Origin of the sequence: Bradyrhizobium macuxiense (genome assembly GCF_007993935.1) — a bacterium.
Taxonomy (GTDB): domain Bacteria; phylum Pseudomonadota; class Alphaproteobacteria; order Rhizobiales; family Xanthobacteraceae; genus Bradyrhizobium; species Bradyrhizobium macuxiense_A.
This window is the reverse complement of record NZ_VITY01000001.1, coordinates 801,338-825,833: the sequence shown is the minus strand read 5'-3', so window position 1 is coordinate 825,833 and position 24,496 is coordinate 801,338. Positions and strand designations below refer to the sequence as shown.

26 protein-coding genes are annotated in these 24,496 nt (G+C 64.7%); 13 read left to right on the top strand and 13 right to left on the bottom strand.

Going from position 1 to position 24,496, the window contains the following annotated elements:
* Window positions 1-17 precede the first annotated feature (17 nt).
* A complete protein-coding gene (locus FBZ93_RS03955; protein WP_167528900.1) occupies window positions 18-1,175 on the top strand; it encodes an ABC transporter substrate-binding protein in 1,158 nt (385 codons plus the stop codon).
* 58 nt (window positions 1,176-1,233) lie between these two features.
* On the opposite strand, the gene FBZ93_RS03950 is transcribed toward FBZ93_RS03955, so the two are convergent.
* The 3 genes from FBZ93_RS03950 to FBZ93_RS03940 all read right to left on the bottom strand — a co-directional run bounded on the left by FBZ93_RS03950 (window position 1,234) and on the right by FBZ93_RS03940 (window position 3,750).
* Window positions 1,234-1,740 (bottom strand): MarR family winged helix-turn-helix transcriptional regulator, encoded by a 507-nt coding sequence (locus FBZ93_RS03950; RefSeq protein ID WP_146984627.1) that lies wholly within the window; start codon window positions 1,738-1,740, stop codon window positions 1,234-1,236.
* Between the two features lie 316 nt (window positions 1,741-2,056).
* On the bottom strand, window positions 2,057-3,397 hold the full coding sequence (locus tag FBZ93_RS03945) for an LLM class flavin-dependent oxidoreductase (RefSeq protein ID WP_146984626.1): 1,341 nt from the start codon (window positions 3,395-3,397) through the stop codon (window positions 2,057-2,059).
* Window positions 3,398-3,471: 74 nt separating this feature from the next.
* A complete protein-coding gene (locus FBZ93_RS03940) occupies window positions 3,472-3,750 on the bottom strand; it encodes a hypothetical protein (RefSeq protein ID WP_146984625.1) in 279 nt (92 codons plus the stop codon).
* Between the two features lie 5 nt (window positions 3,751-3,755).
* Here FBZ93_RS03940 and FBZ93_RS03935 point away from each other — a divergent pair, with 5 nt between their 5' ends.
* From FBZ93_RS03935 to FBZ93_RS03915, 5 genes are read left to right on the top strand one after another with little or no spacing between them, the layout of a single operon-like run.
* A complete protein-coding gene (locus tag FBZ93_RS03935) occupies window positions 3,756-5,384 on the top strand; it encodes an FAD-dependent oxidoreductase (protein WP_146984624.1) in 1,629 nt (542 codons plus the stop codon).
* Complete coding sequence (locus tag FBZ93_RS03930; RefSeq protein ID WP_146984623.1) at window positions 5,381-5,701, top strand: 4Fe-4S dicluster domain-containing protein; 321 nt, start codon at window positions 5,381-5,383, stop codon at window positions 5,699-5,701. The genes FBZ93_RS03935 and FBZ93_RS03930 overlap by 4 nt, the downstream gene beginning before the upstream one ends.
* Before the next feature lie 51 nt (window positions 5,702-5,752).
* Window positions 5,753-6,874, top strand: a complete 1,122-nt coding sequence (locus FBZ93_RS03925; RefSeq protein WP_167528899.1) for a methionine ABC transporter ATP-binding protein — start codon at window positions 5,753-5,755, stop codon at window positions 6,872-6,874.
* Window positions 6,864-7,529: a methionine ABC transporter permease gene (locus tag FBZ93_RS03920; protein ID WP_146984622.1), complete on the top strand. Its 666-nt coding sequence runs from the start codon at window positions 6,864-6,866 to the stop codon at window positions 7,527-7,529. Before FBZ93_RS03925 ends, FBZ93_RS03920 begins: the two co-directional genes overlap by 11 nt.
* Before the next feature lie 50 nt (window positions 7,530-7,579).
* Window positions 7,580-8,362, top strand: a complete 783-nt coding sequence (locus tag FBZ93_RS03915; RefSeq protein ID WP_146984621.1) for a MetQ/NlpA family ABC transporter substrate-binding protein — start codon at window positions 7,580-7,582, stop codon at window positions 8,360-8,362.
* 27 nt (window positions 8,363-8,389) lie between these two features.
* On the opposite strand, the gene FBZ93_RS03910 is transcribed toward FBZ93_RS03915, so the two are convergent.
* Complete coding sequence (locus FBZ93_RS03910) at window positions 8,390-9,793, bottom strand: LLM class flavin-dependent oxidoreductase (RefSeq protein WP_146984620.1); 1,404 nt, start codon at window positions 9,791-9,793, stop codon at window positions 8,390-8,392.
* Here FBZ93_RS03910 and FBZ93_RS41065 point away from each other — a divergent pair.
* The 4 genes from FBZ93_RS41065 to dusA all read left to right on the top strand — a co-directional run bounded on the left by FBZ93_RS41065 (window position 9,753) and on the right by dusA (window position 13,528).
* Complete coding sequence (locus FBZ93_RS41065; protein WP_146984619.1) at window positions 9,753-10,130, top strand: hypothetical protein; 378 nt, start codon at window positions 9,753-9,755, stop codon at window positions 10,128-10,130. The two genes, FBZ93_RS03910 and FBZ93_RS41065, sit on opposite strands and share 41 nt — an antisense overlap.
* A gap of 80 nt (window positions 10,131-10,210) precedes the next feature.
* A complete protein-coding gene (locus FBZ93_RS03900) occupies window positions 10,211-11,533 on the top strand; it encodes an O-acetylhomoserine aminocarboxypropyltransferase/cysteine synthase family protein (RefSeq protein ID WP_146984618.1) in 1,323 nt (440 codons plus the stop codon).
* Between the two features lie 33 nt (window positions 11,534-11,566).
* Window positions 11,567-12,364, top strand: a complete 798-nt coding sequence (locus FBZ93_RS03895; RefSeq protein ID WP_146984617.1) for a MetQ/NlpA family ABC transporter substrate-binding protein — start codon at window positions 11,567-11,569, stop codon at window positions 12,362-12,364.
* 150 nt (window positions 12,365-12,514) lie between these two features.
* The gene (gene dusA, locus FBZ93_RS03890) at window positions 12,515-13,528 is read left to right on the top strand and encodes a tRNA dihydrouridine(20/20a) synthase DusA (RefSeq protein WP_167528898.1); all 1,014 of its coding nucleotides are present in this window, start codon (window positions 12,515-12,517) and stop codon (window positions 13,526-13,528) included.
* Between the two features lie 9 nt (window positions 13,529-13,537).
* Here dusA and FBZ93_RS03885 read toward each other — a convergent pair whose 3' ends face one another.
* The 5 genes from FBZ93_RS03885 to FBZ93_RS03865 form a co-directional block, all read right to left on the bottom strand.
* A complete protein-coding gene (locus FBZ93_RS03885) occupies window positions 13,538-14,455 on the bottom strand; it encodes a LysR family transcriptional regulator (RefSeq protein ID WP_246667347.1) in 918 nt (305 codons plus the stop codon).
* Between the two features lie 165 nt (window positions 14,456-14,620).
* Window positions 14,621-15,799 carry a muconate/chloromuconate family cycloisomerase gene (locus FBZ93_RS03880; RefSeq protein WP_146984616.1) on the bottom strand — a complete coding sequence of 393 codons (1,179 nt, stop codon included), beginning with the start codon at window positions 15,797-15,799 and terminating at the stop codon, window positions 14,621-14,623.
* Between the two features lie 66 nt (window positions 15,800-15,865).
* Window positions 15,866-16,735 (bottom strand): intradiol ring-cleavage dioxygenase, encoded by an 870-nt coding sequence (locus FBZ93_RS03875; protein WP_146984615.1) that lies wholly within the window; start codon window positions 16,733-16,735, stop codon window positions 15,866-15,868.
* Window positions 16,736-16,807: 72 nt separating this feature from the next.
* Complete coding sequence (locus FBZ93_RS03870) at window positions 16,808-17,332, bottom strand: flavin reductase family protein (RefSeq protein ID WP_146984614.1); 525 nt, start codon at window positions 17,330-17,332, stop codon at window positions 16,808-16,810.
* Window positions 17,329-17,946 carry an FAD synthetase gene (locus tag FBZ93_RS03865; RefSeq protein WP_246667346.1) on the bottom strand — a complete coding sequence of 206 codons (618 nt, stop codon included), beginning with the start codon at window positions 17,944-17,946 and terminating at the stop codon, window positions 17,329-17,331. Before FBZ93_RS03865 ends, FBZ93_RS03870 begins: the two co-directional genes overlap by 4 nt.
* Window positions 17,947-18,191: 245 nt before the next feature.
* Between FBZ93_RS03865 and FBZ93_RS03860 the strand changes: the two genes are divergently transcribed.
* The gene (locus FBZ93_RS03860; protein ID WP_146984613.1) at window positions 18,192-19,769 is read left to right on the top strand and encodes a 4-hydroxyphenylacetate 3-hydroxylase N-terminal domain-containing protein; all 1,578 of its coding nucleotides are present in this window, start codon (window positions 18,192-18,194) and stop codon (window positions 19,767-19,769) included.
* 19 nt (window positions 19,770-19,788) lie between these two features.
* Window positions 19,789-20,157 (top strand): muconolactone Delta-isomerase, encoded by a 369-nt coding sequence (catC, locus tag FBZ93_RS03855; RefSeq protein WP_433995375.1) that lies wholly within the window; start codon window positions 19,789-19,791, stop codon window positions 20,155-20,157.
* A gap of 2 nt (window positions 20,158-20,159) precedes the next feature.
* On the opposite strand, the gene FBZ93_RS03850 is transcribed toward catC, so the two are convergent.
* The 4 genes from FBZ93_RS03850 to FBZ93_RS03835 all read right to left on the bottom strand — a co-directional run bounded on the left by FBZ93_RS03850 (window position 20,160) and on the right by FBZ93_RS03835 (window position 23,867).
* Window positions 20,160-20,747, bottom strand: a complete 588-nt coding sequence (locus tag FBZ93_RS03850; protein ID WP_146984612.1) for a TIGR02281 family clan AA aspartic protease — start codon at window positions 20,745-20,747, stop codon at window positions 20,160-20,162.
* A gap of 22 nt (window positions 20,748-20,769) precedes the next feature.
* Window positions 20,770-20,973, bottom strand: coding sequence for a DUF1289 domain-containing protein (locus tag FBZ93_RS03845; protein ID WP_146984611.1), 204 nt, complete (start codon window positions 20,971-20,973; stop codon window positions 20,770-20,772).
* Between the two features lie 154 nt (window positions 20,974-21,127).
* A complete protein-coding gene (locus FBZ93_RS03840) occupies window positions 21,128-22,732 on the bottom strand; it encodes a sensor histidine kinase (RefSeq protein ID WP_146984610.1) in 1,605 nt (534 codons plus the stop codon).
* Between the two features lie 232 nt (window positions 22,733-22,964).
* Window positions 22,965-23,867: an NAD(P)-dependent oxidoreductase gene (locus tag FBZ93_RS03835; RefSeq protein WP_283810808.1), complete on the bottom strand. Its 903-nt coding sequence runs from the start codon at window positions 23,865-23,867 to the stop codon at window positions 22,965-22,967.
* A gap of 173 nt (window positions 23,868-24,040) precedes the next feature.
* Here FBZ93_RS03835 and FBZ93_RS03830 point away from each other — a divergent pair, with 173 nt between their 5' ends.
* Window positions 24,041-24,478 carry a VOC family protein gene (locus FBZ93_RS03830; protein ID WP_074129282.1) on the top strand — a complete coding sequence of 146 codons (438 nt, stop codon included), beginning with the start codon at window positions 24,041-24,043 and terminating at the stop codon, window positions 24,476-24,478.
* The last annotated feature ends 18 nt before the right edge of the window (window positions 24,479-24,496 follow it).

Below are 24,496 nucleotides of genomic sequence, written 5' to 3'. Positions count from 1 at the left end.
CAAGAAGGACAGGTGCCATGATCTCGATGAAGACCCTGCTGGCCTCGGCCGTGTTGTTGGTCGCCGTTCCGCAGGCCGGCCAGGCCGACGTCCTCGTCGGATTCGTCACCGGCCTCAGCGGGCCGGTGTCGTCGATCGGGATTCCCAATGCAAAGGGGATCGCGGCGGGTGAGGCCTATGTCGGCGAAGTCGGCGGTGAGAAGCTTCGCGTCATCCAGCTCGACGACGCCTCCGATCCCACGGCGTCGGCGCGCAACGCGCGCAAGCTCGTCGAGCAGGAGAAGGTCGACATCCTGATCGGCACGTCGGGCGCGCCGCAGACGCTGGCGATGGCGACGGCCGCGATCGAGATGAAAATTCCGATGATCGCAGTGTCGCCGATCGCGCCGGTACCATCAGGCGATGGCGGGCCCTGGGTGGTACAGACGCCGCAACCGACGCCGCTTCTCGTCCAAGGCATCGTCGATCACATGAAGGCGCGCGGGTTGAAGACCGTTGCGTTCATCGGATTCTCGGATGCCTTCGGCGACCTGATGTACGAGTCGCTGTCGCAAAGCGCCAAGGCGGCCGACATCAAGGTCATCGCCAACGAGCGCTACGCCCGGTCGGATTCGTCGGTGACGGCCCAGGTGCTGCGCGCGTTGGCCGCGCGGCCCGACGCCATCATGCTCGGCGGCACGGGGACGCCGGGTGCGCTGCCGGTGATCGCTCTGTCCGAACGCGGATACAAGGGGCCGCTCTACGGCAACCACGGGCTCATCAGCGCCGATTTCCTGCGGCTCGCCGGCAAGGCTGCCAATGGAATCATCTGTCCGACTGGGCCGGTGACCGCGGCCGAGCAGCTTCCGGCCAGCAATCCGATCCAGAAGGTTGCGTTGGATTTCCGCGCCGCCTTCGAGAAGGCGAACGGCGAGGCGCCGACCGACTCGTTCTCGTCCTATTCCTTCGACGGCTGGCTGGTGTTCGTCGATGCGGCCAAGCGCGCGATGGCGACCGGCGCCAAGCCGGGCTCGCCGGAATTCCGCACCGCGCTTCGCCAGGCGCTGTTCACCACCAAGGAGCTGGCGGGGACGCAGGGCGTCTACTCCTACACACCGGCGGATCGGCATGGCGTCGATGCGCGCTCACGGATCCTGGTTCAGATCGAGGACGGGAAATACAAGCTGCTGCCCTGATTGAGCGGCGGGACGGTGTCGGAGGGCATTCGGCTGCGGCGCTGGTCGCAGCGTCACCTCACGGCTTCTGCATCGCGTCCCTGACGGCGCCCTTGAGCTCGTCGAGCTCGCGGGTCAACCCTTCGAGCCGGTCAGCCGGAAATCCCGCCAGCAGCTCGGCCAGCCACGAGCCGTGGCTCTTGGCCATGCGCCTGAAGGCTTTGCGGCCCTCGACGGTCATGCAGACGATCTGCACGCGCCGATCCAGGTTTGAAGGCGTGCGGGTGATGAAGCCGTCCTCGACCAGCCGATCGACGATCGGTGTCAGATTTCCGGCAGAGACCATCAGCCGCTTCGGCAGCTCTCCCAGCACCAGTCCACTCGGCTCGCGGTCAAGCTGGGCCAGGACGTCGAAGCGCGGCATCGTGAAATCGAATTCTTCGCGGAACCGGCGCCGTAGCTCGCCCTCGATCAGGGTCGTGCAGGCGAGCAGCCGAAGCCAAAGCCGTGTCTGAGCCCTGTACTCGGCCTCCTGATCTCCCCCGTTCTTGGGCGAAACAGGCGGGGACGCCTTCGCGACTGCCAAATCAAATCTCCTGGGGGCATCCGGGCCCGTTGAAGGTGACGGCCTCGATGTCGTCTGCAAGATAGTTCGTGCCAAAAGTAAATTCAAGGCTCGATCAGGGGCGCGGATCGGCTCTGCGGTGCGCGGAATTTTGCTGTGCCCGGCCTGCCGGAAGGCGATCTCGGCGGCTTCCCGACGCGTGCTGCGGCGATTCCTGGTGGCGCAAATATTTTATGTTTAAAATAAAAAAGCGAGCATCGCTGCCGGCGACGCCGGGCTCTGCGCCCGGCGCGGGCGTGATCGCCAGCCGTGCCGCGGGCCGCTCAAGGGCGGCAAATCAGGCGATCGCCTGGATGGCGTTGGAGTAAAGGCTCGCCGGCCGGGCCAGGCCGTAATGGTCGCGCAGCGTGGTGCCCTCGTAGTCGTGACGGAACAGGCCGCGTTTGCGCAGGATCGGCACGACCTGCTCGGCGAAGAGATCGAAGCCGCCGGGCAGCCAGGGCGGCATGACGTTGAAGCCGTCGGCCGCGCCGTTCTCGAACCAGGTCTGGATGTTGTCGGCGATCTTCTCCGGTGGACCGGCGATCACCCAATGGCCTCGGGCGCCGGCGAGACGCTGCACGAGCTGGCGAATCGTCGGCTTCTCGCGATCGACGATATCGACCACCAGCTTGAACCGGCTGGCGACGCCGCGCGCGCTGTCGGTGTCGATCAGATGGCGCGGGAAGGGGCCGTCGAGGTCGAAACCGGACAGGTCGAGGCCAATCATCTGGCGGAGCTGGGCCAGCGAATATTCCGGCTGGATCAGTTCGTTGAACTCGTCCTGCAGCCGATCTGCCTCGAGCTGCGAACTGGCGATGAATGGGCTGATGCCGGGCAGGATCTTGATCTGATCGGGACCGCGGTCGAACGCGCGGGCCTGACGCTTGATGTCGGTGTAGAACTCCTGGGCGCTCGACAGTGTCTGGTGGGCGGTGAAGATCGCCTCCGCAAAGCGCGCCGCGAAGGCGCGTCCGTCGTCGGAGGAGCCGGCCTGCACATAGACCGGGCGTCCCTGCGGCGTCCGCGAGACGTTGAGCGGCCCGCGCACGCGGAAGTGCTTTCCGACGTGGTTGATGGCGTGGATCCTGGCGGTGTCGGCGAAGACGCCGGACACGGGATCATTGACCAGCGCATCGTCTTCCCAACTGTCCCACAGCCGCGTGATGACGTCGAGATACTCGCGCGCCCGCTCGTAGCGCTCGTGATGCGGCGGATGCTCGGGCAGCCCGAAGTTCTGCGCCGCCTGCGGCGTGCTGGTCGTGACGATATTCCAGCCGGCGCGGCCGCAGCTGAGATGATCCAGCGAGGCGAACAGCCGCGCCAGATTGTATGGCTCGGTATAGGTCGTCGATGCCGTCGCGATCAGGCCGATGCGCTTGGTGGCCGACGCGATTGCGGTGAGCAAAGTGATCGGCTCGAGCCGAAACCGCGCGGCATGCCGGACATTTTCGGCCAGTGCCGGGCCGTCGGCGAAGAAGACCGCGTCGAACTTGTGCGCCTCGGCGCGTTGCGCCAGCTCCTGATAATAGGTGACGTCGAGGAGGCGGTTTGGAGTCGAGGCCTTGTAGCGCCAGGCCGCCTCATGATGGCCGTCCGGATAGATGAAGAAGTTGAGGGAAAGCTGCCGTTTGCTCATGGCTGGACCTTGCGACGGTTGGATCGGATCAGTTGGCGTTTGGACATGGCTGCTGTGGGCTCGAGTGTTCTCGCTCACGAGATATCGTCCTGATGCGTGGGAAGAAATGGACGGTGGCCGGGCGCGCTCAAAAAGAAATATCCGCCTCTGTTCGCCTCGCCGTCGCATGATCCTGTGTCGCCGCTCCCGCCAGAGGCGAAACATCCGCCGTGCGGCAACACAAATCTTCTTCGGCTGCCGATGCCGGAGAAAGCTTCGTCCAACTCTCCGCAAATATCTGAAATTGCCTGCAGTGCTTGCTCGCGCAACGATGTTGCCGAGATGCGGTCCGCGATCGATTCCGCCGGAGACATGAAGCATGACGATCCAGCCTAACCGAGCCGAGCGGGTGTATGCGCCGACTGGATCGGTGGAGTTCGAGGCCGACGTTCTGGTGCTGGGCGGCGGCCCGGCGGGGACTTGGGCTGCGGTCTGTGCTGCCGAGCGCGGGGCGCGCGTGGTTCTGGCCGACAAGGGGTTCTGCGGCACGTCGGGCGCGACCGCTGCGGCCGGAACCGGCGTCTGGTATGTCGACCCCAATCCAGCGCTGCGCGAGGCCGCGATGGCGAACCGTGAAAAGCTCGGCGGCCATCTGCAGGACCGCCGCTGGATGGCGCGCGTGCTCGACCGCACCTATCAGCAAAGCAATCGCCTGGCCGAATGCGGCTATCCCTATCCGATCGACGACAGCGGCAAGTCACAGCGCAACTCGCTGCAGGGCCCGGAATATATGCGCCTGATGCGCAAGCGCACCAAGCAGACCGGCGTCACCATTCTCGATCACAGCCCGGCGCTTGAACTGCTGGTGGATGATGACGGCGCCGTCGCGGGTGCCAGCGGCGTGCGCCGGCAGAAGGACGATCGCTGGACGGTTCGCGCCAAGGCGGTCGTGATCGCAACGGGAGGCTGCGCATTCCTGAGCAAGACGCTGGGATCGAACGTGCTGACCGGTGACGGCTACCTGATGGCCGCGGAGGCCGGCGCCGAGTTCAGCGGCATGGAGTTTTCCAACCCCTATGCGATCTCGGCGGCGTTCGGCTCGGTCACCAAGACGCTGTTCTACGGTTGGGCCACCTTCACCCATGACGACGGCAGCGTCGTTCCCGGTGCGGCGTCGAAGGGCGGCCGGTCGGCGATCGCGCGCGCGTTGCTTGAGGGTCCGGTCTATGCCCGGCTCGACAAGGCCGACGACGAGGTGCAGCGGCAGATGCGCGTCTCGCAGCCGAACTTTTTCCTGCCGTTCGACCGCACCGGTATTGATCCATTCAAGGACCGCTTTCCGATCACCTTGCGCCTCGAAGGGACGGTCCGCGGCACCGGCGGCCTTCGTATCGTGGATGACAGCTGCGCCACCAGCGTGGCCGGGCTCTATGCGGCCGGCGACGCGGCGACGCGCGAATTGATCTGCGGCGGATTCACCGGAGGCGGCAGCCACAACGCGGCCTGGGCGATCTCGTCGGGCACTTGGGCGGGGCAGGGTGCCGCCGATTACGCCCGGCAGCTCGGCACGATTGGCGGGAGGAAGCTGTCGCGGTCCGGAACGATCGCGTATCGCAGCCGGTCGCGGCGGGCATTCGAGCCGGCTGCCCTGGCGAAGGCGGTCCAGCGGGAAGTGTTCCCCTATGAGCTGAACTATTTCCGGGAAGCATCGCGCCTGGAGGGCGCGCTGGCACGGCTTGATGCGGCCTGGCACGACGTTTCCGAAGCGGATGCCGCCTCCAAGGCCGATCTGCTGCGGGCCCGCGAAGGTGCGGCGATGCTTGCGACCGCGCGATGGATGTATCGCAGCGCGCTTGCGCGCCAGGAAAGCCGCGGCATGCACCGCCGCGACGATTTCCCCGAGCAGGACGATCGGCAGCGGCACTACGTGACGGCTGGCGGCCTCGACGAGGTCTGGACCTCGGTCCGCCCGCATGCGGACGCGGCCTATGCGGAGGCCGCGGAATGATCGAGGTCATCGATTCCGCGCGCTGCACGTCCTGCGACATCTGCGTCAACGTCTGCCCGACCAACGTGTTCGACAAGACCAGTGGCGTTCCGGTGATCGCCCGGCAGGGCGACTGCCAGACCTGCTTCCTCTGCGAGCTTTACTGTCCCGAAGATGCGCTCTATGTATCGCCCTTCGCCGATCAGGCCCAGGCGATCGACCTCATCGCGCTCAGGCAAACCGACGCGATGGGGAGCTATCGGCGGGCTGTCGGCTGGACCGACGGTACGCGGGATCGCCGCGGCGATGACCGCAGCTACCTTCTCTTTGGCCATTGAATTCGGGGTTCTGACCCCGACCGGCCAAAGCCATTCGAATTGGACGACCGAATGAACGTGCATCAATCGCTGACGGCGGCGCAACCCGTCGAGACGCCGCCTGTCGCATCTGCTCCGACCGAGCGCGATACGATGGTGAGGTTCGAATCCGTTTCGAAAATCTATCCCGCTTACCGCGACAAGCCGAGCGTCCAGGCGCTGACCGGCATCGACTTTGCCATTCCGCGTGGGTCGATCACCGGCGTGATCGGCCGTTCCGGCGCCGGCAAATCGAGCCTGGTGCGGTTGATCAACGGACTGGAGAAGCCGTCGGCCGGCCGCGTCGTCGTGGATGGCCGCGACATCTCCGCGCTTGCCGGCCGCGAGTTGCGCCTGGCGCAGCGCTCGATCGGCATGATCTTCCAGCATTTCAACCTGCTGTCGTCGCGCACGGCGGCGGACAATATCGCGTTGCCGCTCGAGATCGCGGGCTGGTCGAGAGCCGAGATCGCGGTCCGCGTGGCGGAGCTGCTGGAGCTCGTAGGCATTGCCGACAAGTACGACCGGTATCCGTCCGAATTGTCCGGCGGCCAGAAGCAACGTATCGGCATCGCCCGTGCGCTCGCGACGCGGCCGACTGTGCTGCTGTCGGATGAGGCGACCTCGGCGCTCGATCCGCAGACGACCCGTGCGATCCTGGACCTGCTCGCCAACATCAACCGCGAGCTCGGTGTGACGATCGTCCTGATCACCCACGAAATGTCGGTGGTGCGGCAGCTTGCCAAGGAGGTCGTGGTGATCGACGGCGGCGAGATTGTCGAGCGCGGCCATGTCGCCGACATCTTCACCCATCCCAGGCATCCGGTCACGCAGGCCTTCCTGTCGGAGGTGGTCGGCGACAGCGTTCCGGTGTCGCTGGCGAGCCGCCTGGTGGCGCAACCGATCGCTGCCGGGCGGGCCGTCATCCGCCTGCAGGTCCGCGGTAGCAATGCCGGCGATACGGTCGTTGCACGGCTCGCGCGCGAGCTGTCGATCGACGTCGCGCTGCTGTCGGCCCGGATCGACGAGATCGGCGGCCAGCACGTCGGATCGCTGACGATCGGCATTCCCGGCGGCGAGGCCGCGGTCAAGCAGGCCGTGACCTATCTGTCCCAGCACAACTTCCCGGCGGAGCGGCTTGGCTATGTCGCGTGAGCTCATCAATCTGATCATCCAGGCAACCGGCGAGAGCCTGTTCATGGTGTCGGTCGCCGCACTGCTGGCAACCTTCTTCGGGCTGCCGATCGGGATCTTCCTGGCGACCAGCCGCAAAGGCGAGTTGTTCGCAGCGCCCGCCGTCAACAGCATCCTCGGGATGGTCGTGAACGCGACCCGCTCGACGCCATTCATCATCCTGGTCGTTGCCATCATTCCGTTCACGCGCCTGATCGCGGGCACCTCGATCGGCTCGGGCGCCGCGATCGTGCCGCTCACTATCGCGGCGACGCCGTTCATTGCGCGCCTGGTCGAGGGCGCGATCCGCGAGGTCGACGGCGGACTGATCGAAACGGCATCATCGTTCGGCGCCAGTCCGCTGCAGATCGTGCTCAAGGTGCTGATCCCGGAGGCGTTGCCCGGTCTGGTGCTGGCCTTGACGCTCGCGGTCGTCAGCCTGCTCGGCTACTCCGCGATGGTTGGCGCCGTCGGCGGCGGCGGCCTCGGCGATCTCGGCATTCGCTACGGTTATCAGCGCTTCATGCCGGAGATGATGCTCGCCGTCGTCGTGGTGCTGATCGCGCTGGTGCAGACGGTGCAGACCGCCGGCGATTATCTGGCGCGCCGGGTCAATCGCCGGCTCCGCCACCGCTGAGGCATCAGCGTTACGCCCCTTCTGTTTTTGCCCATTTCACGGAGACCAAGATGTCGTTTCGTTCTGTTGTCACGCTCGCGAGCGCCCTCGCTGTCTGGTCGGCGGCCGCCGCCGCCGAAACGATCAAGATCGGCGTGACGCCGGGCCCGCATGCCCAAATCCTTGAGGCGGTGAAGCCGATCGCCGCGAAGGGCGGGCTCGACATCCAGCTCATCGAATTCTCGGACTATGTCGTGCCCAATGCCGCGCTCGATGCCGGCGATATCCAGGCCAATTCGTTCCAGAACCAGCCTTATCTCGACAACCAGAAGGCCGATCGCGGCTACAAGATTGAGTCGGTGGGGCTGACGGTCAATTTCCCGATCGGCGTCTATTCGAAGAAGCACAAGAACTGGGCTGATATTCCCGATGGCGGCAAGGTCTCGATCCCGAACGACCCGACCAATGGCGGCCGTGTGCTGTTGCTGCTGCGCGACAAGGGCGTAATCAAGCTGAAGGATGGGGTCGGCTTCAAGCCGTCGGTCATCGACATCACGGAGAATCCCAAGAAGCTCAGATTCATCGAGGTCGACGCAGCCCAGGCCCCTCGCGCGCTGGACGATGTCGATGCCGCCGCGATCAACACCAACTATGCGACCCAGGCCGGTCTCGATCCGGTCAGGGATCCGATCCTGCGTGAGGATCCGAAGGGACCTTACGTCAATCTGATCGCGGTGCGCAGCACCGACAAGGACAAGCCCTGGGTCAGGACCCTGGTGGACAGCTATCACTCGCCGGAGGTCAAGGAATTCGTCCTGACCAAGTTCAAGGGCGCTGTGTTGCCGAGCTGGTAGCCGATCGGCCGATCCTGGCGATGCGCCTTATTCGGCGGCGCTGGGCTGAACGGCATTGGCGGGCGCGTGGCGATAGCCCGCGCCCGGATGCGTGACGTGAAGGCGCGGCCCGCGTCCGGGAAACAGCTTTTCGCGCAGCGTTCCCTCGCGATATGCGGTCTTGTAGACGCCGCGCGATTGCAGCTCCGGCACCACCAGATCGACAAATCCATCGAGTGATTCCGGCGCGACCAGACGGAACAGGTTGAAGCCGTCGACGTCGGTTTCGTCCGCCCAGGCGATCAATTCGTCCGCGACATTCTGAGGGGAGCCGACCACGAAGGGCGAACGCGCACCGATCCGGCTGAGGGTGGCGAGGTCGCCGACCCTGACCGGGCGATCGCTGCGCACCGTGAAATTCTCGACCATCGACTGGATCGCGTTGCTCTCGACATATTGCACGGCCTGGTCGGGCCGATAGGTCGAGAAGTCGATCCCGGTCCAGCCGGAGAGCAGGGCGAGCTGTCCGGTCTGGTCGACATGCTCTGCGTACTCCGCCAGCAGATCGTTGGCCTCCGCGCGCGTCGGGGCGACGATGACAGTCGCGCCTGCAAACAGGCGGATATCGTAGGGATCGCGGCCGAACTCCTTTGCCGCGTCCCTGATGTCGCGAACGGCGCGGGCGAGCATCGGCTTGGTCTGGCCGTTGAGGAAGATCGCCTCCGCATGCCGCGCCGCGAAGGCGCGACCGCGCCTGGAAGTGCCGGCCTGGTACAATAGCGGCGTGCGCTGCGGCGAGGGCTCCGCCAGATGAATGCCGTCGACCCTGTAGTGACGCCCGTTGTGCCGGACGGGGTGAATCCTGGCCGGGTCGGTGAAGATGCGCGCGGCCCGGTCGCGACGGACGGCACCGTCCTCCCAACTGCCTTCCCATAATTGATAGGTCGCCGCGAGGAATTCCTCGGCCGCCTCGTACCGCTCGTCATGTGCCCGGTTGGCGTCGAGCCCCATGCCGCGGGCGCCGCTATCGAGATAGCCGGTGACGATGTTCCAGCCGATCCGCCCGCCCGTCAGGTGATCGAGCGTCGAGAAGCGCCGGGCGAATTGGTAGGGATGCTCGTGGGTGAGGTTGGAGGTGATGCCAAAGCCGAGATGCTTGGTCACCAGCGCCATGGCCGAAACGAGCAAGGTCGGCTCGGCGTTCGGCAACTGCACGGCGTGGCGCAGCGCTGTCTCGGGACCGTTGGCATAGACGTCATAGACGCCGAACACGTCGGCCAGGAAGATGCCGTCGAGCAGGCCGCGCTCCGCCGTCCTGGCATAGTTCACCCAGTAGTCCAGCGAATTGTAGTCGAGCGACGTGTCGCGCGGATGCGACCATAGCCCGGCCCAATTGTGACTCGGAGCCATCATGTTGAAGGCGTTGAAGCGGAGCTCGCGGGATCTGGCCATCGACCTGGTTCGTTTCGGTAAGGAGTTGTCCGTCAGGCTTATCATCTCGGCGGCGCGACTTGGTTTTGAATTGCCTGGGGTACAGGTGAAAATCCTGCTGTCCCTTGATGAGGCGCAGAACGTTTCGTTTCCATGGCTCGCTGCGCGTCGATCCACAACGCGTGAATCCAAGAGGCAATCGCGGATCACAACGCACGCGCAGGGACGATCGGTGGTCGGCCGGCGTCGGTTGCGACCGCGCCGCGCACAAAACAAATCGATTGCTGCCCGCGCATCGTCCGAAAGATTCCGGATGCATGATCATGTTGCGACAGCGCGTTCATCGCTATTTTTCTGAACATCTCGACAGCGCCGGAGCGGCTGCGCATCCTTCGCCGACTTGTCACGCTGGGATCACGAACTTCAGGAGATTTCAAAATGCCGGTCGAAACCAAGAACGTCGAGACGCTCGCCTTGCACGGCGGTTCCTATCGTTCGGATCCGACGACCGGCGCGGTGGCCGTGCCGATCTACCAGACGACGTCATTCCAGTTCGAGAATGCCGACCATGCGTCGCGGCTGTTCGCGCTGGAAGCGATCGGCCAGATCTACACGCGGATCAAGAATCCGACCGCCGATGCGTTCGAGGAGAGGCTGGCCGCGCTCGAGGGCGGCGCCGCCGCATTGGCCGTTGCGTCCGGCCAGACCGCCTCGGCCTTTGCCATCTTCAACATCGCGCGGGCCGGCGACAACATCGTGTCCTCGACCGACCTCTATGGCGGCACCTGGACGCTGCTCTCGCAGACCCTGAAGCAGTTCGGCATCGAAGTCCGCTTCGTCGATCCCGCCGACCCTGAGAATTTCCGCCGTGCCACCGATGCGAAGACCAGGGCCTATTTCGCCGAGACGCTGCCCAACCCGAAGCTCAACGTGTTTCCGATCAAGGAGGTCGCCGACATCGGCCGATCGCTCGGCGTGCCCCTGATCCTCGACAACACGGCGGCCCCGATCATCGCCCGGCCGTTCGAGCACGGCGCCGCGGTCGTGGTCTATTCGACGACGAAATATATCGGCGGCCACGGCACCTCGATCGGCGGCGCGATCATCGACGGCGGCAATTTCGACTGGGCGGCTCACGCCGAGCGTTTCCCGCTGCTGACCCAGCCGGACGAGGCATACCATGGCGCGATCTGGACCGAGGCGGCCAAGCCGTTCGGTCCGATCGCCTATATCCTGCGCGCCCGGGTCAGGCTGCTGCGTGACCTCGGTGCGGCGATCGCACCGCAGAATGCCTTTCAGTTCATCCAGGGTATCGAGACGTTGCCGCTGCGGATTCGGCAGCACAACGAGAATGCGATCAAGGTTGCCGACTTCCTCGCCAGGCATCCATCGATCTCGACGGTGATCTTCCCGGGCCAGCAGAGCGGAGAGAACCGGCGCCGCGCCGATGCCTATCTGAAGGGCGGCTACGGCGCGCTGGTCGGCTTCGAGCTCAAGGGGGGCGTCGAGGCCGGTCGCCGCTTCATCGACGCGCTGAAACTGTTCTACCACGTCGCCAATATCGGTGACGCGCGGTCGCTGGCGATTCATCCGGCGTCAACCACTCACCAGCAGCTCAGCGCGCAGGAGCAACTCGCCGCCGGTGTGACGCCCGGCTACGTCAGGCTATCGGTCGGGATTGAGCATCCCGACGATATCCTGGCCGATCTCATCCAGGCGCTGGCGCAGGCGGATGCAGTCAGCACCCGCAAGGCGGCCTGATCGCAAACCCCAACAACAAACGGACTTGAGACGATGAAGAGACTTTTGCGTCTGGCGCAGGCGGTCGGCCTGTCGCTGGCCTTGACCGGCGCGGCCATGGCCGACGAGCCCCTGAAGATCGCCACCAGCGCGGGGCCGGTCGGACAACTGGCCGCGTTCGCGGCGAAGCTTGCCAAGGACAAGGGGCAGGACGTCAAGCTCGTGGAGCTGTCGGATTGGGTGGCGCTCAACGAGGTCGTCAACAGCGGCGATGTCGATGCCAATCTGTTCCAGCATGCGACGTATCTCGCGCTGCAGAACAAGCAACGCGGGTTCAATCTGGTGCAGGTCGACAAGGTCGGCGTGATCGCGCCGGTCGGGCTGTTCTCGAAGAAGATCAAGTCGCTCGACGAGATCAAATCCGGCGACAGCGTCGCGATCCCGAATGAGCCGCTCAACGGTGCGCGCGGCCTGATCCTGCTCGAGCGTGCGGGGCTGATCAAGCTGGCGCCGGGCAAGGGCTTTGCAGTGAGCCGGTTCGATATTGTCGATAATCCAAAGAATTTGAAGATCGTCGAGCTCGATCCGGCGCAGACCTATCGCTCGCTCGATGATGTCAGCCTGGCGCTCGTCAACGTCACCTATCTGGTACCGGCGGGCGGTGATCCAAAATCGGCGCTGATCATCGATCGTACCGTCGATGATGGCCTGGTGCTGCGCTTCACGGCACGGCCGGACAAGAAGGATGATCCGCGACTGAAGGCCTTCATCCAGGTGTTCAACTCGCCCGAGGTCAAGCAGTTCATCGAGCAAAAGCTGCCGGCATTCATTCCGGCCGGGTTCAGCAGCTAGACCTGCATTTGCTCCAGCTCGGCCCGATGCTCGCCGGTCGCCTCGGCGAGCCGGGGCGGCGAGTGCTGTAAGCATCTGAATCAAAAGGAAAAATTCCGGACGGCCGAATTTGCAGTTGTGTCGGCCCAAAAGTCAGCTATCTCAGGCGCGATGATAAAGCGAAATAACATCAATGCGTTGTCGCATCGTTTTACCGTTGCACCGATGATGGATTGGACGGATCGGCATTGCCGGGTCTTCCATCGCCTGATGTCGCGGCGGGCGCGGCTCTATACGGAGATGCTGACGACCGGTGCCGTGATCCACGGCGACCGGGCGCGGCTGCTCGGCTTCGACACCAGCGAGCATCCGGTGGCGCTGCAACTCGGCGGTTCCGATCCGCGCGATCTCGCGACCGCTGCGCAGATCGGCGAGGATTTTGGCTATGACGAGATCAACCTCAATGTCGGCTGTCCGTCCGATCGGGTACAGAACGGCCGCTTCGGCGCCTGCCTGATGGCGGAGCCCGCGCTGGTCGCCGAAGGCGTTGCGGCGATGAAGCGCGCGGTGAAAATTCCCGTCACGGTGAAGTGCCGGATCGGCATCGACGACCAGGATCCGGAAGTCGCGCTCGATACGCTGGCGCGCGGCGTGATTGCCGCGGGCGCCGATGTGCTGGTCGTACACGCGCGCAAGGCCTGGCTCAACGGGTTGTCGCCGAAGGAGAACCGCGACATCCCGCCGCTCGACTACGATCGCGTCTATCGTCTCAAGGCGGCGCTGCCTGATGTGCCTATCATCATCAACGGCGGGATCACGAGCCTCGCCGAAGCGAAGCAGCATCTGGCGCATGTCGATGGCGTGATGCTGGGGCGGGCGGCGTATCAGGAGCCGTGGCGGCTGCTTACCGTCGACTCGGAGCTGTTCGGTGAAACGTCGCCGCATGTGACGATGAAGGACGTGTTCGCGGCGATGCTGCCCTATATCGAGCGGCAATTGGCCGAAGGCACGCGGCTGCATTCGATCACGCGCCATTTCGTCGGCGCCTTCCATGGCGTCCCCGGCGCGCGTGCGTTCCGCAGGCACCTTGCGGAGAATGGCGTGCGGCCGGGCGCAGGCATCGACGTGCTGCGCGACGCGATCGCACGCGTTGACGACCGCGCGCTGCCGGCGGTCGCGGCCTGACGGCGCGCTCTACGGCTTGCGCTGACGCCGCATGACGTCCTGTGCGACCTTCAGGAAGTTGAAGAGGTGCGGCATCCGGTTGTCGCGCCGGTAGTTCAGCGACAGCGCGGTGCCGGGATTGTGCCCTTCATAGGCGCGGTAGGCGACGCCGGGGCGTTCGGCCTGCGAGACTGATTTCGGCACCAGCGCGATCCCGACGCCAACCGACACCAGGCTGATCGCGGTCTGATAGTCCTGCGCCAGCACCTGCGATTTCGGAATGAAGCCCTCTTCGAGGCAGATGTTGAGGATGTGGTCGGCGAAGCTCGGGCGCGGCTTGCGCGGGTAGAGCACGAACGTCTCGGCTTTCAGCGCCGCCAGGCGCGTGACCTGCTGCTCGAGCAGCGGCGAGGTGTCCGACAGCGCGAGGATCAGCGGCTCCTGCAGCAGCGGCTCCGACTTCAATTCCTCGTCCTCGAGCGAGGGCCGCGCGACGGCGATATCGATCTCGCGCTGGATCACCGCGCGCTTCTGCTCGGCATTGTTCATCGCCGACAGCGCGAGCTCGACATCGGGATAGGCCGAACGAAATGCCTTGATCACGTTGGGCAGCACACCATAGGTCGCCGATCCGACGAAGGCGACGCGCAGGTGCCCCGAAAAGCCTTCTCCGATCCGCTTGATCTCGCGGTGGGTGCGGTCGAGCCGCTCTAGTACGTCGCGCGCACGCTCCAAGAGAACGCTGCCGGCCTGGGTCAGCCGGATCTGGCTTCGGCTGCGGTCGATCAGCATGACGCCGAGATCGCTCTCCAGCTGTGCGATCTGCCGGCTCAGCGGCGGCTGCGCGATCGCGAGCCGCGATGCGGCGCGGCCGAAATGCAATTCCTCGGCGACGGCGACGAAATAGACCAGCCGCCTGAGATCCATGACGTCGTCGCGATCGGTCACTGTCAGCCGGACGCTTGTCCGCGCGCCTCCGGGGAAGCTGCGGGAAGGGCTGGCCGGGTGTGGTGCCGCGTGGTCATCAGCGCGCGTTCGAGACGGTGGTTTCGGTGCGAAGACTGGGCGTGGGTCCCCGGATTGTCAATTGTCCGCAGGGACAGCGCCATCGGACTAATCCTTGCGAGCGAAGGCACGGATCTTGTCCTCGTCGGCCTCGACGCCGAGACCCGGACCATCAGGGACGCAGATCTCGAACGCGTCGAATTTGATCGGATTGACGACCAGATCCTCCACGAGAATGCGCGGACCGAAATGCTCGGTGCCCCATTCGAGTCTGGGCAGGGTGGCGAAGGCGGCGAGATGCGCGGCCGCGCCGATGCTGCTCTCCAGCAGGCAGCCGCCGTAGAGCTCGAGGCCCTGCGCGCCCGCGACCGCGGCGGCGCGTTTCATTTCAAACAGGCCGCCGCTCTTCACAAGCTTCAACGAATAGACGCTGCCGCAACCCATCGTGGCGACGCGGGCGATTTCCTCCTTGGTGAAGGCGGCCTCGTCGACCAGCAACGGGATCGAGGTGCGCGCCGCAACGCGCGCCATGGCTTCGAGCTGCAGCGCCGACACCGGTTGCTCGATCAGGGCAACGTCCAGTTCCTCAAGCGCGGGCATGAAGCGGATGCATTCGGCCTCGGTCCAGGCCTGGTTGACATCGACGATCAGGCGCACCTCGTCGCCGAGGCCAGCGCGCAGCGCCTGCAGCCGCTTCAGATCGGCCTGTGGCCGGTTGAAGCCGAACTTGATCTTGAATTGGCGGTGCTCGCGGCGCCGCAGCTTCTCTTTGGCTTCCTCCAACTCCTGGCCACTGTCGCCCGAGGCCAGCGCCCAGATCACCTCCATGCGCTCGCGCACGGCGCCGCCGAGCAGCGCGCTGGCGGGAAGGCCCAGCGTCTTGCCGGCGGCGTCGAGCAGAGCGGATTCGATCGCGCCCTTGGCCGCGAAATTGCGGGTGGCGGCCTTGCTCATGCGCAAGGCGTTGGCCTCGAAGGCGAGGGCGGGCTGCCCGAGCAGCGCCGGCGCCAGATAGTTCGTGACCGCGGCCTTGATCGATTCCACGCTCTCCTCGGCCCAGCGCGGTCCGCCGAGCGTCGAGGCTTCGCCGATCCCCGTCACGCCATTGTCGAGCAGCACGCGCACCAGCACGTAGCCCTGATGGGTGACTTCCGTGTTCGAAAGCTTGTGCCGCCGGCGGGTCGGCGCCTCCACGATGGTGGCGCGGATACTGCGGATCGCAGTGTCCTTTGCGAGTGGCTGCACTTGCTCCACGGGCTCGGCGATTTCGATCACGGCACGGCTCATAAGTCCTCACAGGTCGGTTTAAGTTGAGCCCGCCGGGCCTTCGAGGTCCGGCGGGCTTGCTACGGATTACTCAGCCGCGACAAGCCGCTCGACCGCCGCCTTCTTGAGCTTGAAGTCGAAGGCGAGAACGAGATCGGTGTCGGCGCCGGCCGGCGCCTTGGCGAACGTGCCGATCAGGCTCTGCTTCACGGCGAACACCGAGTCGTTGTCGAGATACTTGGTCTCGGAATCGTAGATCTGCGAGATCAGCGATTGATAGCCGTCCTTGGATAGCATGAAGTGGATGTGGCCCGGACGCCAGGGATGGTGGCCCATGTACTTCAGGAGCTCGCCGCCGGCGCCGTCATAGGGGATCGGGTAGGGCTCGGGACGCAGCGCCACGAAGGCGTATTCGCCGTTGGCATCGGTCGTGAACCGGCCGCGCAAATTGTACGCCGGCTGCTCGGGGTCTTGCAGATCGTAGAGCCCATTCGGCGCGTCCTCCCAGACGTCGATGGTGACGCCCTCGATCGGCCGGCCCGCGGTGTCGCTGATGCGCCCGCTGACCTTCACGGTCTGCGCGTTGTCGAACGTCTTCTTGATGATGGAAGCGCCCTTCGGCAGCACCGGCGGGTTTTCCCGGTAGAACGGCCCGAGCACGGTCGACTCGCTCTCGCCATCGGTGACGCGATGGTCGAGCATGTCGACCAGCACCTCGACGCCGAGAATGTCCGCGATCAGGATGAACTCGTTGCGCTTCTCGTCCGAGATGTCGCCGGCGCGGCGCAGGAATTCGCAGGCGGCAAACCATTCGGCGAAGGTCAGGTCGACCTCCTTGCAGAAGGAGTGCATGTGACGGATCAGGCTGGTCATGATCTGACGGTTGCGATCCGGGATGTCCGGCGAAAGCGCGGCGATCACGTGGTCGGTGATGGTGTCCTTGTTGACGTTCAGCATGGTCGTTTCCTCCTTTTCTTGCAGTTTTGATCAAACTTGCATCCCCGGTTTCGGGAATTTCATTTGGTGGCTTCACCAGACGAATTCGTAGGCGGCGTTCTCCAGCATCGCGGGCGCGGGATGCGGGTCGGCGAGGCTGCCGAAGCGGCCGCGGAAGAACAGTAGCGGTCGCTTGCTCGGCTGCAGCGACATCTCGCGGACGTGGCCGAGAAAGATGATATGGTCTCCGGCGATGATCTCGTCGGCGAGTTCGGTCACGAAATACGCCGCCGCGTTGGCGATGACCGGCAGCTCATTGCGCCGCTCGAACACGTCGCGGAGGTCGAGCTTGGGCTTGCCGGCGAAATGCCAGGCGAGATCTTCCATCCCCTCGGCGAGCACGCTGACCGCAAAACGGCCGGTGGTCTGGATGTTGCAGAGCATCTTTGCGCTTTTTGCGATCGAGATCGCGACCAGCGGCGGATCGAGCGACACCGACATGAAGGCATTCGCCGTCATGCCGTGGTCGCGTCCCTCGCAATGCGTGGTGATGATGGTGACGCCGGTGCCGAACTGGCCACAGGCATTGCGCAGCTCGCGCGGATCGATGGCGGTCATTGGTTGATGACCTCGAGTTGGGCCAGGCTTGATCGATTGACCGGTGACGCAGTCACGATGTCTCGCCAGTTTTCCAGCGCTGACGCAGCGGCGGCAAGGCCGGATCGCCGCAGCGAGCGGATCCGGCTGCTGGAGACGATCTCGCCATTGCCGCAGCGCACCTGCGGCAGGATGCGCGTGTTGAAGTGCTGCCGCAGCAGCTGCGCGGTGCCGCCCTTGCAGGACCCGAAGCGGAAGTCCTCGCCGACGATCACTTCGCGAGGGTGCAGAAGCTGCAACTCGGCGAGAAAGTCGGCCGCGGTGCGGCGAATGTAGACCTGGTTGAAGTCCGCGACGATGACATGGTCAGGCGCAAATGTTGCGATGCGCTCGAGCTTCTCGTCGAGCGACGTCAGCGCCTCGGCCTGGCCGAAATACACCTTCGGCGGCGGATCGAAGGTGTAGACCACGGCCGGAACGCAGCGGCGTTGCGCTGCCGCAATGGTCTGCCGGAGCAGTTCCTGATGGCCGCGGTGGACGCCGTCAAACGCACCGATGGTCACGACGCTCGCCGTGAGGGCCAATTCCCCATCGCGATGGAAAGCGACAGCGGTGCTGCCAAAACCCTTGCCCATGGTTCGCTCCCTTGCCGCGCTGCGTCAGCGGGCGTTGCGTCGGTCGGACGATCATTGCCGTGTGGTCCGTGCCATCGAGTCATAGCCCGAGCCGGGCCTGGCTGCTCGGTATGGTGTGATACCTTTCGCCGGCTCCGCCTCAGCGCGTAGCGTTTCCTCCGATGTCACGCCGACCAAGAGCGTGGCGAATTGCTCGGACCGGTGTGACAAGCCCCCGTCCGGCGACACAAGCGGAGGAGAAACCCATGACGACAGCAGCTGCCTTGCGTGCCGACGCGCCTGCGTCGACCACCAGCGTCTATACCGGCGCGGAATTCCTGGACAGCATCCAGGACGGCCGCGAAATCTACATCTACGGCGAGCGCGTCAAGAATGTCACCGAGCATCCCGCATTCCGCAATTCGGCGCGGATGGTGGCGCGCTGGTACGATCGCTTCCACGAGAAGAAGGATCAGATCGGTGTCCTGACCGACACCGGCTCGGGACAGATCACCCATCCGTTCTTCCTCGGCTCGCGAACCGCCGACGACCTGATCAAGGGCCGCGATGCGATCGCCGAACTGCAGAAGGTTGCGTTCGGCTGGATGGGCCGTTCACCGGACTACAAGGCGGCGTTCCTCGGCACGCTGGGCGCGAATTCGGGCTTCTATGGCGAGTACGCCGGTAATGCGAAGAAGTGGTACGCCCGGACCCAGGAACGGCTCGACTTCTGGAATCATGCCATCGTCAATCCGCCGATCGATCGTGATCGCGCCATCGAGGACGTGCGCGACGTCTTCATGCATGTCGAGAAGGAGACCGATGCCGGCCTGATCGTCTCGGGCGCGAAGGTGGTCGCGACCGGCTCGGCGCTGACGCACTACAATTTCATCGCCCACTATGGCATCCCGATCAAGGACAAGTCGTTCGCGCTGATCTTCACGGCGCCGATGGATGCCAAGGGCATCAAGCTGATTGCCCGCTCGTCCTACGAATTCACGGCGGCCGCGACCGGCTCGCCGTTCGACTATCCGCTCTCGAGCCGCTTCGACGAGAACGACTCCATCCTCGTCTTCGACAAGGTGCTGGTGCCCTGGGAGAACGTCTTCATCTACGGCGACGTCGACAAGATCAACCAGTTCTTCCCGGCGTCAGGTTTCATTCCGCGCTTCACGCTGCACGGCGTGACCCGGCTTGCGGTCAAGCTCGACTTCATCGCCGGCCTGTTCTCGATGGCGGTGGAGGCGACCGGCTCGAAGGATTTCCGTGGCGTGCAGACGGCGGTCGGCGAGGTGATTGCCTGGCGCAATTTGTTCCACGGCATTGCCGATGCGATGGTGAAATCGCCAATCGCGTGGCAGGGCACCGACGGCTACAATCTGCCCAACCTGAATTACGGGCTGGCCTATCGCGTGTTCGCGCCGATGGCCTATCCGCGGATCAAGGAATTGATCGAGCGCCATGTCGCGAGCGGTCTCATCTACCTGCCGTCGAGCTCGGCGGATCTCGAGAGCGAGGCCATCCGGCCCTATCTGGATCGCTTCGTCCGCGGCTCGAACGGCTATGCCGCGATCGACCGGATCAAGCTGCTCAAGCTGCTATGGGATGCGGTCGGCTCCGAGTTTGGCGGCCGACACGAGCTCTACGAGCGCAACTACGCTGGCAATTACGAGAACCTGCGTGTCGAGACCCTGATGGCCGCAAGCGCGACCGGCGACCTCGGCGCCATGCAGGATTTCGTGCGCAACTGCATGAGCGACTACGACGTCTCGGGTTGGACGGCGAAGGATCTCGTCAATCCCGATGATATCAACCTCGTCAGCCGCGGTCTGGTACAGGGCTGACGATCTGCTAGACAGTTAAATGGAGCCGCCGCGATCGCACGGCGGCTCCGCGCCGTTTCGCGGTGTCGCCTCATCCTTGCAGAAAGAGTTCAACGCCATGCTGTTCCACGTCGAGATGGATGTACGGATTCCACATGACATCGCGGCCGAAAAGGTCGACGCGCTGAAGCAGGCGGAACGCGTGCACGCGATGGAGCTGCAGCGCGCGGGGGCATGGCGCCATCTATGGCGCGTGGCCGGACGCTACGCCAATATCAGCATCTTCGACGTCTCGGGCGCGCAGGAGCTGCACGACATGCTGTCCAGCCTGCCGCTGTTTCCGTTCATGGAGATTAAGGTCACGCCGTTGTGCCGGCATCCGTCGTCGATCCACGACGACGATAGATAGCGCTAGTCGACGACCGTGCGCGGGCGCCGGTGACGGCTTGAGGTGATGCTTCCGGTGACGTCGGGGTAGCCGGTCAGCGACAGCGTATCGGCGCGCACGCCCCAGCTCTCGAGCCGGTCGAGAAAGCTCATGCCGAGCAGATTGGTCTTCATCTGTCCACGCTGCACCACGAGCGCTGGCACCGATTTCTCGACCAGCTTGCCGACCGCGAGGCGATCGAGCGTCAGCCGCGCCGCCTTGGTGTGACCGCCGGCGGTTTCCAGGTCGACATTGTATTCCAGCATGTCGGTCGGCAGCCCGATCGCCTTGGCGGTTTCCCAGGTCAGCACGACCGAGGTCGCGCCGGTATCGATCACCATCGGCGCGCTGACGCCGTTGATCTTGGCGCGGAATGCGAACTCGCCGCCCTGGCTGCGCGCGATCTGCACGGCGGGAGCAGAGGAGGGGGCTGAGGCCGACGCGACGGTGCTGCGGCCGAAGATCTGGGTCAGGTTCTCCCTGGCGCGCGCGATCTGATCGGGATCGCCATAGGCGACGACGGCGCCGGCGGTTGCCATCAGCAGCAGGATGACAAGGAGGATGCGGGTCACAGTGCGCCTCCGGTCGCGGCGGCTAGGCGCGTTTCGGGCGCGGCTCCATACGCTCGAGCCCGGCTTCGGCCATGCGCGCCGGCAAACTCGCCATCACGGACAGCCGCTCCGTGCGGTCCATCTTGTGCCAGCGCGCGATCTCCGGAAGCGTGCGACCACAGCCGAAGCAGAGCTTGGTCCTGGGGTCCATCATGCAGACTGCGATACACGGCGTTTCTGAGCTCATTCTTCAACTGTTGAACCGTTTCGACCGCCAGTGCAAGCCGAGCGGCGCGGGATGCTGCATCCCGCCCCGGCTTTTTGTCGCAAGCATGGTCCTGGCGCGAACGCCTTGCGTTTGTTGGCAGCGAAACCCGCGTCACGTTTGTCCGCGACATGTTCTACAATCCGGTGCCGGCACTCATGATCGACTTGCGGCGCACACGTTTCCGGTCGGCGCCCATGGTGGGCTCGGCGGGCTCCGGCTGCATCGGCGGCGATTCTTCCGCCATCGGCGCCAGCGCGCTCATCACCCGCTCCGGCGGCAAGGTCACGATCACCTCGGTACCGATGCGCAGCTTCGATTTCAGCGTGAAGGTGCCGCCATGCATGTCGATCAAGCTCTTCGCGATCGGCAGTCCAAGGCCCGCGCCCTGTTCCGCCGACTTGATCGAGTTGGAGCCCTGGCCGAACGAGGCCAGCACGACCGGGATCTCGTCCTCGGCGATGCCGCTTCCGGTGTCCTTGACGCTCAGATATTGCCCGCCCGACGCGGTCCAGCCGACCTTTAGCCAGATTTCGCCGCCTTGCGGCGTGAACTTGATCGAGTTGGAGAGCAAATTGAGCACGACCTGGCGGATGGCGCGCTCGTCGCCCCAGATCCTCGGCATGCCATGCTCGAACACTTCGTGGATGGTGATGCCGCGGCTGGAGGCGCGCAGCTTCAGCAAATGATGGCAGTCGGCGACGACATGCACCAGCGCCACCGCCTCTTCGTTCAGCTCGTAGCGACCGGCCTCGATGCGCGACAGATCGAGGATCTCGTTGATGAGGTTGAGCAGATGCACGCCGGAATTATGGATGTCGGCGGAATATTCCTTGTAGACCGGCACGGCGTGCGCGCCAAAGATCTCGCTCTTCATCACCTCGGAGAAGCCGAGGATGGCATTGAGCGGCGTGCGCAGCTCGTGGCTCATCTGCGCGAGAAAGCGCGACTTGGCGACGTTGGCGGACTCGGCGCGGTGCCGCGCCTCGTCGGAGATCGCCTTGGCCTGTTCCAGTTCGCCGATCAGCGCGTCCTTTTCGGCGCGGGCTTCCAGCGTCGCCAGCGTGGTCGAATGCAGGCGGTGCGCCAGCAGCGCGAAATAGCCCTCGGCGGCGAGCGCCAGCAGCGCCAGCACGTAATTGTCGAACGCGCCGTTGAGCACGAGGTCGAGCGCGATTCCCACCGTCACCGGAACGGTTGCCGCGAGTGCTGCGATCGGCAGGCTCGCCGCCAGCATGCTGGAGACCGCGATCACCAGCAGCATCAGGAACATCATCAGCGTGTTGGAAGCGAGATCGCGCCCGGCGGGGTGGATCAGGATCGCGGTCCAGCACAGGCCGTAGAGCAGGTCGAGCAGCACGAAGCGGGTCCGCCACTTGCGCGTCACCGCGACCGAGGTCGGCTCGGCGAGGAAGCGGGAGCAGCTGCGGATGATCAGGAGATGGACACAGAGGATGCCGACCGTCCAGGCGCCGGCCACGACCGGCTTCATCCAGAGGCCGAACAGCACGCCGGTTGCCACTACGAGCAGCATCACGACGTAGGACGCCGAGATCCGGGTCTGGGCGTATTGGCGGAGCAGTTCGGCGTCGAACGCCGGGCGGGTTCCACTGGTTGACGTTAACCGATCCCGCGCCTCGCGCACCCGCTGCGCAGCGACACGCCGGCTGTTCACCGGCGCCGCTACCTGAGGTCCTGCCGGAAGCGCTACAACTTCAGGCTTTTCTGCGGGATTACTCATAAACAACACAAATCCTGCCAGCGAACCGCGCGGGCCTTTTGCATTGTCTATCTGTGACGCCAAATCATTAAGCGATGACTTAAGAAGCTAAAGAAACTCGTTAACCGGGAGTTAAATTAACTTTTGGCGGCGTCGCCTGACGAACCGCCGACAGCGCTGTGCAGGGGTGTTCGATCGCCTGCAAAACGGGCGCGGCTGAGCCGCGCCCTTACTGTTCGCTCCGTGCCGGATCTCAGCGCTGCAGTCTCGCCAGCAGGCTCGACGTATCCCAGCGCTTGCCGCCCATCTTCTCGACCTCGGCATAGAACTGGTCGACCAGCGCGGTCGCGGGTAGGGTGGCGCCGTTGCGGCGGGCTTCCGCCAGCGCGATCGAGAGGTCCTTGCGCATCCACTCGACCGCGAAGCCGAAATCGTACTTGCCTTCGTTCATGGTCTTGTAGCGGTTTTCCATCTGCCAGGACTGCGCGGCGCCCTTGGAAATGGTCTCGATCACGGCGGCGACGTCGAGGCCGCTCTTCTTGGCGAAGTGGATGCCCTCGGACAGACCCTGAACGAGGCCTGCGATGCAGATCTGGTTGACCATCTTGGTGAGCTGGCCGGCGCCTGCCGGTCCGAGCAGCTTGCACATCCGCGCATAGGCGCCGGTGATGATCGGCTCGGCGCCCGCATAGGCGTCTTCGCTGCCGCCGCACATCACCGTCAGCACGCCGTTCTCGGCGCCGGCCTGGCCGCCCGACACCGGCGCGTCGACGAACTTGAAGCCAGCCTTGGTGGCGGCGGCATCGAGCTCGCGGGCGACCTCGGCGGAAGCGGTGGTGTGATCGACGAAGGTCGCGCCCTTCCTGATCCCGGCAAAGGCGCCATCGGGGCCGATCGTGACCGAGCGCAGGTCGTTGTCGTTGCCGACGCAGCACATCACGAAGTCCTGACCTTCGGCGGCGGCCTTCGGGGTCGGTGCGGTCTTGCCGCCGAATTTGTCGGCCCATTCCTTCGCCTTCGCCGCGGTCCGGTTGTAAACGGTGACCTCATGGCCGCCCTTTTTCACGAGGTGTCCCGCCATCGGGAAACCCATTACGCCGAGACCGAGGAAAGCGACTTTAGCCATGTCTGATACCTTGTGATTTGCCGTGGTGATCGCCCCTTGGGACCGCCGGAAAACGTCGCGGCGGGCAGGGCATTCCGTCCATGGAAGGAGCCGCACCATACCCCCTGCGCAGCGGAGGGCAACGGCTTCGTTGGATGGCAGACCCCGGTTTTGTGCTAGGATCGGGCTACCTAAGAACCTCACAAAAAAAGGGAGTGTATCGCATGGGCATGAGCGTCGGTGTGCTCGATCATTTCAATATCCGGACCCGGAATCTCACCGCCACGGTGCGGTTCTATGAGGACATTCTGGGCCTGGAAAAGGGCGCGCGCCCGAACTTCGCGTTCCCCGGTGCGTGGATGTACAGCGAGGGCAAGGCGGTCGTGCATCTGGTCGATATTTCCGCGACCGACGAGGCACAAAAGCCGGACTCGGGCGTCGTCCATCACGTCGCCTTTGCCAGCCAGGGCTTTGACGGGATGCGGAAGCGGCTTCAGTCCAAGGGCATGGAATTCGACTCGCGCCAGGTTCCCGGCGGCGATCTCTGGCAGATCTTCGTGAACGACCCCAACGGGGTCATGATCGAGCTGAACTACGAGGCCGCCAAGGAAGGCGGCTCGGCAGCCCCGGCCGAGCGGCGGGACGACGTCGGAGCGCGGTAGCCTTTTGCGCTGCAACGC

What these genes read in the sequence shown, in the direction of transcription:
- FBZ93_RS03955 (WP_167528900.1), top strand. Translation starts at nt 18, where the DNA reads ATGATCTCGATGAAGACCCTGCTGGCCTCGGCCGTGTTGTTGGTCGCC.
- FBZ93_RS03945 (WP_146984626.1), bottom strand. Translation starts at nt 3,397, where the DNA reads ATGAGCAAACGGCAGCTTTCCCTCAACTTCTTCATCTATCCGGACGGC.
- FBZ93_RS03940 (WP_146984625.1), bottom strand. Translation starts at nt 3,750, where the DNA reads ATGTCTCCGGCGGAATCGATCGCGGACCGCATCTCGGCAACATCGTTG.
- FBZ93_RS03935 (WP_146984624.1), top strand. Translation starts at nt 3,756, where the DNA reads ATGACGATCCAGCCTAACCGAGCCGAGCGGGTGTATGCGCCGACTGGA.
- FBZ93_RS03930 (WP_146984623.1), top strand. Translation starts at nt 5,381, where the DNA reads ATGATCGAGGTCATCGATTCCGCGCGCTGCACGTCCTGCGACATCTGC.
- FBZ93_RS03925 (WP_167528899.1), top strand. Translation starts at nt 5,753, where the DNA reads ATGAACGTGCATCAATCGCTGACGGCGGCGCAACCCGTCGAGACGCCG.
- FBZ93_RS03920 (WP_146984622.1), top strand. Translation starts at nt 6,864, where the DNA reads ATGTCGCGTGAGCTCATCAATCTGATCATCCAGGCAACCGGCGAGAGC.
- FBZ93_RS03915 (WP_146984621.1), top strand. Translation starts at nt 7,580, where the DNA reads ATGTCGTTTCGTTCTGTTGTCACGCTCGCGAGCGCCCTCGCTGTCTGG.
- FBZ93_RS41065 (WP_146984619.1), top strand. Translation starts at nt 9,753, where the DNA reads ATGTTGAAGGCGTTGAAGCGGAGCTCGCGGGATCTGGCCATCGACCTG.
- FBZ93_RS03910 (WP_146984620.1), bottom strand. Translation starts at nt 9,793, where the DNA reads ATGGCCAGATCCCGCGAGCTCCGCTTCAACGCCTTCAACATGATGGCT.
- FBZ93_RS03900 (WP_146984618.1), top strand. Translation starts at nt 10,211, where the DNA reads ATGCCGGTCGAAACCAAGAACGTCGAGACGCTCGCCTTGCACGGCGGT.
- FBZ93_RS03895 (WP_146984617.1), top strand. Translation starts at nt 11,567, where the DNA reads ATGAAGAGACTTTTGCGTCTGGCGCAGGCGGTCGGCCTGTCGCTGGCC.
- dusA (WP_167528898.1), top strand. Translation starts at nt 12,515, where the DNA reads ATGATAAAGCGAAATAACATCAATGCGTTGTCGCATCGTTTTACCGTT.
- FBZ93_RS03880 (WP_146984616.1), bottom strand. Translation starts at nt 15,799, where the DNA reads ATGAGCCGTGCCGTGATCGAAATCGCCGAGCCCGTGGAGCAAGTGCAG.
- FBZ93_RS03875 (WP_146984615.1), bottom strand. Translation starts at nt 16,735, where the DNA reads ATGCTGAACGTCAACAAGGACACCATCACCGACCACGTGATCGCCGCG.
- FBZ93_RS03870 (WP_146984614.1), bottom strand. Translation starts at nt 17,332, where the DNA reads ATGACCGCCATCGATCCGCGCGAGCTGCGCAATGCCTGTGGCCAGTTC.
- FBZ93_RS03865 (WP_246667346.1), bottom strand. Translation starts at nt 17,946, where the DNA reads ATGGGCAAGGGTTTTGGCAGCACCGCTGTCGCTTTCCATCGCGATGGG.
- FBZ93_RS03860 (WP_146984613.1), top strand. Translation starts at nt 18,192, where the DNA reads ATGACGACAGCAGCTGCCTTGCGTGCCGACGCGCCTGCGTCGACCACC.
- catC (WP_433995375.1), top strand. Translation starts at nt 19,789, where the DNA reads ATGGAGCCGCCGCGATCGCACGGCGGCTCCGCGCCGTTTCGCGGTGTC.
- FBZ93_RS03845 (WP_146984611.1), bottom strand. Translation starts at nt 20,973, where the DNA reads ATGAGCTCAGAAACGCCGTGTATCGCAGTCTGCATGATGGACCCCAGG.
- FBZ93_RS03840 (WP_146984610.1), bottom strand. Translation starts at nt 22,732, where the DNA reads ATGAGTAATCCCGCAGAAAAGCCTGAAGTTGTAGCGCTTCCGGCAGGA.
- FBZ93_RS03830 (WP_074129282.1), top strand. Translation starts at nt 24,041, where the DNA reads ATGGGCATGAGCGTCGGTGTGCTCGATCATTTCAATATCCGGACCCGG.